Origin of the sequence: Gordonia sp. 852002-50816_SCH5313054-c (assembly GCF_001665925.1) — a bacterium.
In the GTDB taxonomy this organism is placed as follows: Bacteria; Actinomycetota; Actinomycetes; order Mycobacteriales; family Mycobacteriaceae; genus Gordonia; species Gordonia jacobaea.
Genome location: NZ_LZTE01000041.1, coordinates 47,788 through 59,535 on the forward strand (window position 1 = coordinate 47,788; position 11,748 = coordinate 59,535).

Sequence of the window (11,748 nt, forward strand, 5' to 3'; positions counted from 1 at the left end):
CACGCAGGGCCCCGCAACGTGGCGGGGCCCTGCGCGTATCGAATTATCTGGATGGCTCCCCCGGGGATTCACTGCCCAGGGGCGTCGGCCGCATCGTCAGCTCGACGACGAACCGCCCCTACCCGACTGATCTTCGGGCCGGTGGAACGCCGTGGTGCGCTCCCCGCGCTCCCCGTATCCGCTCTCGGCCGACGGCGCGGCGGTCGGCGAGGACCCCGCACCTGCCTTCGAGCCCTTCGAACCCGGCCCTGTCGACTCTGACGCTCCGGTGCCGCCCGGGTATCCGGGCTGAGCGGACGGACTCGCCGACGGCTGCGACTGCGAATACGACGAAGCCGAGTAGGGCGAGTACGACGACGAGTACGACGACGATTCCTGGGGCGACGACTCCGGTGCCGACGCTGCGCCCGCGCCGTACGCAGTTGAGCTGCCCGCCTGGTGAGAGGGTGACTGGCCGTAGGTGTACGCCGACTGTCCGTAGCTACCGGCAGAGGAACCTGACGCAGGGGAATGAGAGCCAGCGGGACTCGAAGCGACAGGCGCCTGCGCCTTGCCCGATGCCTGTGCATCGCCGTAGCCGGTCGTTGTCGCCTGACCGTATGCCTGCGTAGCGGGCGTCGACTCGGCCACGATGGTCGTCTGCTCGACGGCTGTCACGGTCGCGCCGGTGGGCACCGAACCTGTCGTCGCGGCAGCGCCCGGCGCTGGTGCCACCTTGACCGCATCGAGCACGACGAGCAGCCAGAGGATCGCGAGTCCCGCGATCAGCAACGCCAGGACCAACTGGACGTAGTCCTGCCACGAGGTGGAGGCGGGCACGTAGCCGCCGTAGTTCGCGTAGTTCTGAGCGTCCGACACTGCGGAGCGAATGATCGAGTAGATCCGAGTCACCGCGTCGGCGCTGGTCCAAGCCGCCAGGACCGGAACGAGCGCGTTGACAGCGACTTTGTTCGGGAACAAAGCGGCGAGCAGCGACAGAGCGATCACGATGATGCCGGACGACAACCCGGAGCCATAGCTCCAGAAGCCGATGAAGAGGTTCAGCGCCGCGAGCGCGCACAGAGCGATGGCGAGGATGAACGAGATGTTCGCCGGAAGCCCCTGGCTCGCAGGCTTCGGCGCGGAACCGTAGCCGTATTGCCCCTGCCCGTATTGGTTGTAATCGGACTGACCGTATCCCGGCTGCGGGTACCCGGACTGGGGATATCCGGACTGTTGCCCGTATCCCTGCTGCCCGTAGCCCTGGTCTCCATAGCCCTGAGACTGTCCGTATCCCTGAGCCTGTCCATAGCCCCCCGCACCCTGCTGGCCGTAGCCGGAGGGCTGTCCGTAGCCGTACTGACCGGGCGCCTGCTGTCCGTAGCCCTGCTGTGACGATCCTTGCTGCGACGACCCCTGTTGGGACGATCCCTGCTGGTCAGAGCTGCGCTGCCCGCTCCCGGCCTGCGGATACCCGGCTTGTTGTCCGGCCTGTTGTCCATAACCCTGGCCCGAGTCGGAGGCGCCGAAACCGGAGCCCCCCGGCTGATAGCTCATACGTCATATCTCCTGGTCGAAGCGTGCGGGCCGCGCCCGCACAGACACGTGGCACGGCAGTTCCCCGACCACGCTAGTACATCGGTGTGAGACGGATCCCTCACCACTGATGTTCGCGACCCCGTGCTGCGTACCAGTCGATGAGGCCCGGATCGTCGATCGACCGGGGGTCGACGTCGACGCCGGTGCGGCCCGCGAGGATCGCGGTCACCGGCACCTCGAGCTTCTTACCCGTGCGGGTGTGCGGGATGCCGGGCGCCTCGATCACCTCGTCGGGAACGTGTCGTGGCGACAGCCGCGTGCGGATCGACGAGGCGATCGTCGAGCGCAGATCGTCGTCGAGCGTGGCGCCGGGCACCAGGGTCACGAACAGGGGCATCCAGTACTTGCCGTCGGGCCCGTCGACGCCCAGTACGAATGCCTCTGCGATCTCGGGGAGGCTTTCGACGACCTCGTAGATGTCGGCCGATCCCATGCGCACGCCCTGCTTGTTGAGCGTCGCGTCGCTGCGGCCGTGGATGATGAGCGAACCCCGATCGGTGACCGTGACCCAATCGCCGTGTCGCCATACGGGTTCCGAGTCGGTCTCGGTGCCCGACCACTCGTGCGCGAAGTACGCGGCACGATAACGAGCACCGTCCGGGTCGTTCCAGAAGCCCACCGGCATCGAGGGCATCGGTGCGGTGACGACCATCTCGCCGACCTCCCCGATCAGCGGCGTCGTGTCGGGAGCCCAGCTGGCAAGCGCCACACCGAGGTAACGCACCGAGAGCTCACCGGGCACGACCGGCTGACCCGACGAACCGCCTGCGAACGCGGTCACCACGTCGGTGCCGCCACTGATCGACGACACCGGAATCCCGGGGCGTACGTTCTCGTCGATCCAGTCGAACAGATCGGCCGACAACGCCGAACCGGTGCTCCCGATCCCCCGTAGCGCCGCCAGGTCGTGGTCGCGGCCCGGTTGCAGGCCTGCCTTGCGGCTCGCCTGCAACTGTCCGGGACTGGTGCCGAAGTAGGTGACACCTTCGTCGGCGACGAGTGCCCAGAGCCGATCGGCGTCGGGGTAGAGCGGTGAGCCGCTGTAACAGACGATCTCAGCGCCCACCAGCAATCCCGCGGCCCGGAAGTTCCACATCATCCAACTCAGCGCGGTGTGCCAGAAGAAGACGTCATCACGCGATAGATCGGCATGCAGGCCGGCGGCTTTCAGATGTTCGACGACGACGCCGCCGTGCCCGTGCACGATTCCCTTGGGACGCCCCGTTGTTCCCGAACTGAAGAGCACCCACAGCGGATGATCGAACCCGACCCGCACCGGGATGTCGGCGTCGGGAACGTCGGACTGCGCCTGCGAATTCGACGCAATGGCGCTCTCGTAGCTCAGAATTTCGATTCCGCGGGCAGGCTGTCGCGACGGATCTCCGACGACGATGTGGGAGCCCAGCCCTTCGAGAAGGCCTGCCAGTTCGGCGCTGTCGGCCGTCTTGTCGATGTCCTTGCCGTTGTATCGGTAGCCGTCGGCGGTCACCAGCACCTTGGGCTCGAGTTGGGCGAGTCGGCCCGCGGCACCCGACGGCGCGTAGTCCTGTCCGCAACCCGACCAGATCGCGCCGACCGCGGCGGTGCCGAGGAACGCCACCAACGCCTCGGGAATGTCGGGCAGGTAGGCGGCGACCACATCGCCGACACCGACCCCGAGCCCGCGCAGCGTGCGCGCGAACGCCAGCGACTGCTCGCGCAACTGTGCCCACGTCAGCGACACACGCGTGCCGCTCTCGTCGACTCCGACGATCGCGGTCCGCGCGGCGGCGTCGGGATCGTCGGCGTGCCGGAAGACCTGATCGACGTAGTTCAGGGTGACGTCGGGAAACCATTGCGCGCCTGGCATGTCCGTCGACGCGAGGACGGCGGCGGCGCCTTCGGCGAGCGGACCGGCAACGGCGTCGAGGTCGAAGAAGTCCCACACCGCGCGCCAGAACTGCGCAGGACTGTCCACCGACCAGGCCCACAGCGTCGCGTACGACGACGTGTCGACGCCGTGGCGCTCGGCGACCTCTCGCGCGAAATCGTCCATGCGCGTTGTTGTTTCGCCTCGGCCCGAAGATCCGGGGTCGGTCATCACGCCAACCCGAGAAGGTCGACGGACTCCGCGCGCATCGCCACCTTGCGTACCTTGCCGGTCACGGTCATCGGGAATTCCTTGACCACGTGGACGTATCTCGGGATCTTGTGGCGCGCGATCTTTCCGGTCGCGAACTCGCGCACGTCGTCGGCGGTGAGGTCGGCGACGCCGTCGCGCAACTGAATCCACGCCATGAGTTCTTCGCCGTAACGCTCGTCGGGCACGCCGATCACCTGCGCGTCGAGGATGTCGGGGTGGGTGTAGAGGAACTCTTCGATCTCGCGCGGGTAGATGTTCTCTCCCCCGCGGATCACCATGTCCTTGATGCGCCCCGTGATTCGCGCGTACGAGTTCGGGTCCATGACGGCCAGGTCGCCGGTGTGCATCCAACCGTCGGCATCGAGCGCCTCCGCGGTCTTCTCGGGTTCGTTCCAGTACCCGCTCATCACGCTGTAACCGCGGGTGCAGAATTCGCCGGTCTCACCGCGCGGCAGTGTCTCTCCCGTGATGGGGTCGATCACCTTGATCTCCAGATGCGGCCCCACCCGCCCGACGGTGCCGACCCGCAGTTCCAGCGGATCGTCGACTCTCGTCTGACACGAGACAGGCGATGTCTCCGTCATCCCGTAGCAGATCGACACCTCGCCCATGTGCATGCGATCGACCACCTGCCGCATCACGTGTTCGGGGCACGGCGAACCCGCCATGATCCCTGTCCGCAGACTCGACAGATCGTACTGGCCCGGCTCGACGTGATCGAGGAGCGCCAGCTCGGCGATGAACATCGTCGGCACACCGTAGAGGCTCGTGCAGCGATAGTCCGCGACGGCGCGCAGCGCGGCTTCGGGATCGAATGTCGGCGACGGAATGACCATGGCCGCACCATGACTCGTCGCGGCCAGGTTTCCCATCACCATGCCGAAGCAGTGGTAGAACGGCACCGGGATGCAGATGCGGTCGGCGTCGGTGTAGGCGAGGAGTTCGCCGACGAGATACCCGTTGTTGCTGATATTGGCGTGCGTGAGTGTCGCACCCTTCGGGAAACCCGTTGTACCCGAGGTGTATTGGATATTGATCGAGTCGTCCGGCCGCAGCGTCGACGCACGTTGCGCCACCGCAGCCAACTCGTCGTCCGACGGCCGGGCGAGCAGTTCGTCCCACTCGGGCGTCTCGAACAGGATCACCTCACGCAGTTCCGGCGTCGAAGGCCGGGCGGCGTCGAGCATTCCCCGGTAGTCGGAGTCCTTGTAGCGGTCGGCGGCGAGCACGACGCTCGTACCCGACTGCGTGAGCGCGTAGTCGAGTTCGTTCTGGCGATAGGCGGGATTGAGATTGACGAGAATGGCACCGATCTCGGCGGTCGCGTATTGCACCATCAGCCATTCGGGTCGGTTGGGCGCCCACAGCCCGACCCGATCGCCTGCCTGAACGCCGTGCCGCAGCAGTCCGGCGGCGAGCGCGAGGACCTCGGTGCGAAACTGTCGATACGTCCAGGTGCGCCCGCTCGGCGCGTCGACCAGCGCGAGGTTCTCCCCGTACGCCTCGGTCGTTCGCGCGAGCGTTTGCCCGATCGTCTCCGTCAGCAGCGACGGGTTGTCTTCACCACGGGCATAGGCCAATTCGACCGTCGGCTCGGCCATTCGGATCACTCTCTTCTCGTGGACTCATATCCTGATCATGCGGTCATTTAGGTGTCGAGGTTCTCGGCTGCGGCGGCACGCGCCAGCACAGCCTCGGCCTGACGAAGCACGGGGCCGTCGATCATCTGCCCGTCGAGGCTGAAGACGCCACCGTGATACTCCTCCGACTTCTCGAGAACCTGCTTGGCCCAGTCGATCTCGTCGGCATCCGGGCTGTACCCAGCGCGGATGATCTCCACCTGCGAGGGGTGGATACATGCTGTCGCGGCGTATCCGAGTGCGACGGCGTCGCGGACCTCTGCAACAAGGCCGTCGGTGTCGGGAATGTCGATGTGCACCGAGTCGACGGCAAAGATCCCGGCGGCCGCCGAGGAGATCCGCACCATCGCGCGCGCGTAGCGGGCAACGTCACGATAGGTACCCGCTCCTCGCTCGCCCTGACCGAATCTGCTCGACTTGCCGCCGAGACCGGCAACGAGATCCTCTGCACCCCACATCAATCCGATGCAGTTGACGGCTTGAGCGATCTCATTGACGTTGACAACCCCGAGTGGTGTCTCGATGAGTGCGATCGTCTGGAACGCCGTCTCGATGATCGACGTCGCGGTTTCGGCCTTCGCCTGCATGACCACCCGATAGTTGGTGTCACTCAAGGCTGCGAGATCACGCCGATAGTCGCCGGTACCTGCCGGGTTGATACGCACGACGGTTCGATCGGGGTCGATCGGGTTGGCGACCAACGCTTCCCGCGCTGCCACGCGATTCTCCGGTGCGACGGCGTCCTCGAGGTCGAGGATGACGACGTCGGCTCGCTCGAGCGCCTTCTGGTAGCGATCGGGACGGTCTGCCGGACAGAACAGCATCGCCGGCCCCGAGGGCAGCCAGGCGTTGACCAACATCTGCGGTTCATTGCCGATCTGGCTGGAAATACCGAACTGATTGGGCGGCACGATCGGGCCGGTGGTCACGATTCTCACTCCTGTTCGTTCAGACGTCGCCGGAGTTGTCTCCGGCGGTGTCAGTCGTCGGGTCGCTTCCGTACCAGTGTGGCCCTCGCGGCTCGGGCGACAACCACCCCGTCCTGATTGCGACCGACGTGGAGCAGATTGACAACCCCTTCGCCGGGCCGCGACCGGGACTCGCGGATGCCGGTGCACTCCGTCTCCGCGTACAGCGTGTCGCCCGCGAACAACGGTGCGGGAAAGGAGACCTCGCTGAAACCGAGGTTCGCGACGAGCGTCCCCTGGGTCAGTTGCGACACCGACAATCCGACGATCGTCGACAGCGTGAACATCGAATTGATGAGTCGCTGACCACCGAAGCCGGGTTGCTGCGCCGACCACGCGGCGTCGAGATGCAGTGCCTGGGTGTTCATGGTGAGCGTGGTGAACAGCAAGTTGTCGGCCTCGGTCACGGTCCGTCCCGGCCGGTGCTCGTACACCGTGCCCTCGACGAACTCCTCGAACCACAATCCGCGTTGTATCACCCTGCGAGCCGTCGATGTGGGCGATTGGGCTCCATCACTCATGAGAACCCCAGCTCTCGTGCGATGAGCATGAGTTGCACCTCGGTGGTGCCCTCCCCGATCTCGAGGATCTTCGAGTCCCGGTAGTGGCGTGCCACCAGGTACTCGTTCATGAACCCGTAGCCGCCGTGGATCTGTGTGGCCATCCGCGCGTTGTCCATCGCGGCTTCACTGGCGATCATTTTGGCGATCGACGCCTCCTTCTTGAAGGGCTTGCCCGCCAACATCTTCGCCGCCGCGTCGTAGTACGCGGTGCGGGCGACGTGCGCTCGCGCCTCCATGCGGGCGATAGCGAACGACACCGATTGGTAGTTGCCGATGGGCTGACCGAAGGACTGCCGCTCCTTGGCGTACTTCACGCTCTCGTCGACGCACCCCTGCGCCACGCCCGTAGCGAGTGCCGCGATGGCGATACGTCCCTCGTCGAGGATGGACAGGAAGTTCGCGTAACCGCGGCCACGCTCCCCCAGCAGATTCTCGGTCGGCACCCGCGCATCGGTGAAGGTCAGCGGATGGGTGTCGGACGCATTCCAGCCGACCTTGTTGTACGACGGCTCCGCGGTGAACCCGACCGTGTCCGACGGCACGATGATTGTCGAGATCTCCTTGCGCCCATTGTCTTTGACACCGGTCACCGCGGTCACCGTCACCAGCGACGTGATGTCGGTTCCCGAGTTGGTGATGAACTGCTTCGCGCCGTTGATGATCCAGCTGTCGCCGTCGTCGCGCGCAGTTGTGGCGGTTGCCCCGGCATCGGAGCCGGCCCCCGGCTCGGTGAGGCCGAATCCGGCCAGTGCGACACCAGATGTCAGGTCGGGCAGGTAGCGCTGCTTCTGCTCCTCGGTGCCGAACTTGTAGATGGGCATCGCCCCGAGCGACACGCCCGCCTCGAGCGTGATCGCCACCGACTGGTCGACCTTGCCGAGTTCCTCGAGCGCGAGCGACAGCGCGAAGTAGTCGCCACCCATGCCGCCGTACTCTTCGGAGAACGGGAGTCCGAAGAGTCCCATCTTCCCCATCTGCGAGACGACCTCGTACGGAAAGCTGTGTTCCGCATCGTGTTTCGCCGCGACCGGCGCAACCACCGACTGCGCGAAGTCGCGCACGGTGTCGATCAGGTCGGTGTAGTCCTGTGTCAGTTCCATCAGTTGGCCTGCTCCATCGAGTTCTCATCCGTTACGTGTGCAAGTGTTTGGCCCGCCGCGACCTTGTCGCCGACCTTCGCCGCGAGCGCGACCACGCCCGTGATCGGGGCTGTCAGCGTGTGCTCCATCTTCATCGCCTCGACGACGAGCACGGGTACCCCTGCCTCGACATCGTCACCGTCGACGACCGACACGGCAACGATGGTCCCCGGCATGGGCGAGGTGATCTCTCCGGCCTTCTCATCTGCGGCCTCGTCGAGAATCGGTCGGGCGAGTTCGAGAGTCCACGACCCCGTTGGTCCCGACACCCACCACGAGCCGTCGATCTCCGCGTGCGACCACGACTGACTGACACCGTCGACGATCAAGCGGTCGACGTGATCACCGTTGCCGCCCTGGTCGATTCGACGGTATTCGACGTCGGCTTCCCAGGAGTCGACGTCGTCGCCGGAGACCGACGCGCGTCCGCGCAGAGTGTCGTCGGTGGCGGCGTCGACACGGAACGAGACCGTCCAGTGCTTGTTGTCGCCGTCGACGATGCGGGTCACCACCGGTGCAGGTGCACCGATGCGCCAGCCGACTTCGGTATTCCAGACGTCGCCGGGTTGCCGAAACCCGGTGCGGGCAGCACCCAGGAGCACCAGCGCTTCCGGAACCGGTTGCGGCGCAGCGTAGTCGACGACGAGCCTGTCGAGCAGTTCGGTGTCGAGCTCGGCGTCGCGGACGCGGTCCTGCGCCAGCACGAAGCGGCAGAAGTCGATGTTGGTGACCACACCGAGCACTCTGGTGTGCGCGAGAGCCTGGTCGAGACGCTCGATCGCCTCGTCGCGGTCGCTGCCGTATGCGATGACCTTGGCCAGCATAGGGTCGTAATCGCTCCCGACTACCATGCCCTCGAACATCGCGGAATCGACACGGATGCCGCTGTATTCGGACGTCTCACCCGGCACGGCCGGCTCTTCGAGCGCCACGATCGTGCCGCCGGTCGGCAGGAATCCCCGCGCCGGATCTTCGGCATACACCCGCGCCTCGATCGCGTGCCCCGACAAGACGATGTCGGACTGGGTGAGCGCGAGCTTCTCACCGCGCGCAACCCGGATCTGCTGCTCGACGAGGTCGACTCCGGTGACGAGCTCGGTGACAGGATGCTCGACCTGCAGCCGTGTGTTCATCTCCATGAAGAAGAACTGGTCGGGTCGCTTGGCGGAGACGATGAATTCGACGGTGCCCGCTCCGGTGTAGCCGACACTGCGCGCCGCGTCGCAGGCGGCCTCGCCGATACGTGCGCGCGTCGCTTCGTCGAGAAGCGCCGAGGGTGCCTCCTCGATGACCTTCTGGTGTCGACGCTGCAGCGAGCACTCGCGCTCGCCGAGATGAATCACGTTGCCGTACTTGTCGGCAAGGACCTGCACCTCGATGTGGCGTGGGGTGTCGACGAAGTGCTCGAGGAACAACGAGTCGTCGCCGAACGCCGATCCGGCCTCTCGTCGTGCACGTTGCAGCGCCGCCGGGAGTTCGTCGGCGTTCTCGACGCGGTGCATGCCCTTGCCACCGCCGCCGGCGCTGGGCTTGATCAGGACCGGGAATCCGATCTCGGGGGCTGCGGCGATCAGATCCTCGTCGGTCAGCCCCGGCCGTGACAGACCGGGCACCACCGGAACGTCGCGTTCGACGACGGCGGCGCGCGCGGTGATCTTGTCGCCCATCGTCGCGATCGCATCCGCCGGAGGCCCGATGAACGCAATCCCCGCGGCGTCGAGCGCTGCCGCGAACTTCTGGTTCTCCGAAAGGAATCCGTATCCGGGGTGCACCGCATCGGCGCCGGTCTGCTGCGCCGCGCGCACCACCGCGTCGATGTCGAGGTAGCTGCGTGCGGCGGACGCAGGCCCGAGTCGTACTGCCACGTCGGCCATCCGCACATGCAGAGCGTCGGCATCGGCGTCGGAGTAGACGGCGATGCTCCGAATCCCCATGCGGCGCAATGTCTCGATGACGCGGCACGCGATCTCGCCTCGGTTGGCCACGAGCACGCTGCGGATCGGGCGGGCTGTCGGTGTCGTCATGACGTTCTCATCCATCTCGTGTCGCATCGGTCGGTCACATCCGGAAGACGCCGTAGCGCTGATCGGCCAGCGGTGCGTAACGGGCGGTTTCGAGCGCGAGCCCGAGCAACGTGCGGGTGTGTGCCGGATCGACGATGCCGTCGTCCCACAGGCGCGCCGTCGAGTAGTACGCGTCGGACTGTTCGTCGAACTGCTCGCGGATCGGCGTCTTGAACGCCTCCTCGTCGTCGGCCGACCACTCCTTGCCGGATCGTTCGACCTGGTTGCGGCGCACCGTCGCAAGGGTGTCAGCGGCCTGTGGTCCGCCCATCACGGAGATGCGCGCGTTGGGCCACGACCACAGGAACCGCGGCGAGTAGGCGCGGCCACACATCGAGTAGTTGCCCGCCCCGAACGAGCCACCGATCATCACGGTGAACTTCGGAACGCGTGCGCACGCAACGGCATTGACCATCTTGGCGCCGTTTTTGGCGATACCGCCTTCCTCATAGGCACGCCCGACCATGAATCCGGTGATGTTCTGTAGGAACACCAACGGAATTCGACGCTGGTCGCACAGTTCGATGAAGTGCGCTCCCTTGAGCGCCGATTCGCTGAACAGCACACCATTGTTGGCGACGAAGCCGACGGGATGACCGTGCACGTGCGCGAACGCCGTGACCAGCGTCGTGCCGTAGTTCGCCTTGAACTCGGTGAATTCGCCTGCATCGCTGATGATCTCGATGACCTGTCGAACGTCGTACGGGGTACGCGCGTCGGTGGGCACGACGTCGTAGATGTCGGTCTGGCTGCGCGCGGGTTCACGCGGGGCGATCGTGTCCCACTGCGGTTGCTCGCGCGGCCCGAGGGTCGCGATGATCTCGCGGACCTTGGCCAGCGCCTGCTGGTCGTTGTCGACGAGGTGGTCGGTGACCCCGGAGACCGACGAGTGCATGGCGCCACCGCCGAGGTCCTCTGCGCTGACGTCCTCGCCGGTCGCGGCCTTCACCAGCGGGGGTCCCGCGAGGAAGATGGTGCCCTGATTGCGGACGATGACGGTCTCGTCGCTCATCGCCGGCACATAGGCGCCGCCTGCCGTCGACGATCCCAGCACCGCGGCGATCTGCGGGATACCTGCCGCGCTCATCGTCGCCTGGTTGTAGAAGATGCGTCCGAAGTGTTCGCGGTCGGGGAAGACCTCGTCCTGCGCGAGGAGCATCGCGCCACCGGAATCGACGAGGTAGATGCAGGGCAGCAGGTTGGCGGCGGCGATCTCCTGCGCGCGCAGATGCTTCTTGACCGTCATCGGGTAGTAGGTGCCACCCGACACCGTGGCGTCGTTGGCGACGATCATGCACTCGCGCCCCGCCACCCGTCCGACGCCGGCGATCACACCGGCCGACGGCGCCTTGTCGTCGTACATCCCGAACGCCGCAAGCGATCCGACCTCGAGGAACGGCGACCCGACGTCGAGCAAGCCGTCGACGCGATCGCGAGGGAGCAGCTTGCCGCGCGAGATGTGCCGTTCCCGAGCGCGCTCGCCGCCGCCGACCGCGACCCGCGCAAGGCGCTCCCTCAGCGTCGCGACGTTGGCCTCATGCACCTCCCGGGCCGTCGAGCCCTTCCCGCCGGTCGAGCCCTTCCCGCCGGTCGAGTCCCCATCGCTGGTCGAGCTTGTCGAGACCACCCTGGTCGAGCCGTCATCGCTGGTCGAGCCGTCACCGCTGGTCGAGCT

General features: G+C 66.2%; 8 protein-coding genes. All 8 read right to left on the reverse strand.

From position 1 onward, the window contains the following. Nucleotides 1-96 precede the first annotated feature (96 nt). Entirely contained in the window at nucleotides 97-1,536 is a 1,440-nt protein-coding gene (locus A5788_RS10330; RefSeq protein WP_064870030.1) for a hypothetical protein, read from the reverse strand. Nucleotides 1,537-1,636: 100 nt separating this feature from the next. After that, the gene (locus tag A5788_RS10335; protein ID WP_064870031.1) at nucleotides 1,637-3,658 is read right to left on the reverse strand and encodes an acetoacetate--CoA ligase; all 2,022 of its coding nucleotides are present in this window, start codon (nucleotides 3,656-3,658) and stop codon (nucleotides 1,637-1,639) included. Beyond that, nucleotides 3,658-5,301, reverse strand: coding sequence for an AMP-binding protein (locus A5788_RS10340; protein WP_064870032.1), 1,644 nt, complete (start codon nucleotides 5,299-5,301; stop codon nucleotides 3,658-3,660). Before A5788_RS10340 ends, A5788_RS10335 begins: the two co-directional genes overlap by 1 nt. 47 nt (nucleotides 5,302-5,348) lie before the next feature. Further along, nucleotides 5,349-6,269 (reverse strand): HpcH/HpaI aldolase/citrate lyase family protein, encoded by a 921-nt coding sequence (locus A5788_RS10345; protein WP_414651981.1) that lies wholly within the window; start codon nucleotides 6,267-6,269, stop codon nucleotides 5,349-5,351. A gap of 50 nt (nucleotides 6,270-6,319) precedes the next feature. Further along, the gene (locus tag A5788_RS10350; protein WP_064870033.1) at nucleotides 6,320-6,829 is read right to left on the reverse strand and encodes a MaoC family dehydratase; all 510 of its coding nucleotides are present in this window, start codon (nucleotides 6,827-6,829) and stop codon (nucleotides 6,320-6,322) included. Continuing rightward, nucleotides 6,826-7,971 (reverse strand): acyl-CoA dehydrogenase family protein, encoded by a 1,146-nt coding sequence (locus tag A5788_RS10355; protein ID WP_064870034.1) that lies wholly within the window; start codon nucleotides 7,969-7,971, stop codon nucleotides 6,826-6,828. The genes A5788_RS10350 and A5788_RS10355 overlap by 4 nt, the downstream gene beginning before the upstream one ends. Then, nucleotides 7,971-10,034 carry an acetyl/propionyl/methylcrotonyl-CoA carboxylase subunit alpha gene (locus A5788_RS10360; RefSeq protein WP_064870056.1) on the reverse strand — a complete coding sequence of 688 codons (2,064 nt, stop codon included), beginning with the start codon at nucleotides 10,032-10,034 and terminating at the stop codon, nucleotides 7,971-7,973. Before A5788_RS10360 ends, A5788_RS10355 begins: the two co-directional genes overlap by 1 nt. Before the next feature lie 34 nt (nucleotides 10,035-10,068). Next, a complete protein-coding gene (locus tag A5788_RS10365; RefSeq protein ID WP_064870057.1) occupies nucleotides 10,069-11,616 on the reverse strand; it encodes a carboxyl transferase domain-containing protein in 1,548 nt (515 codons plus the stop codon). Nucleotides 11,617-11,748: the final 132 nt, after the last annotated feature.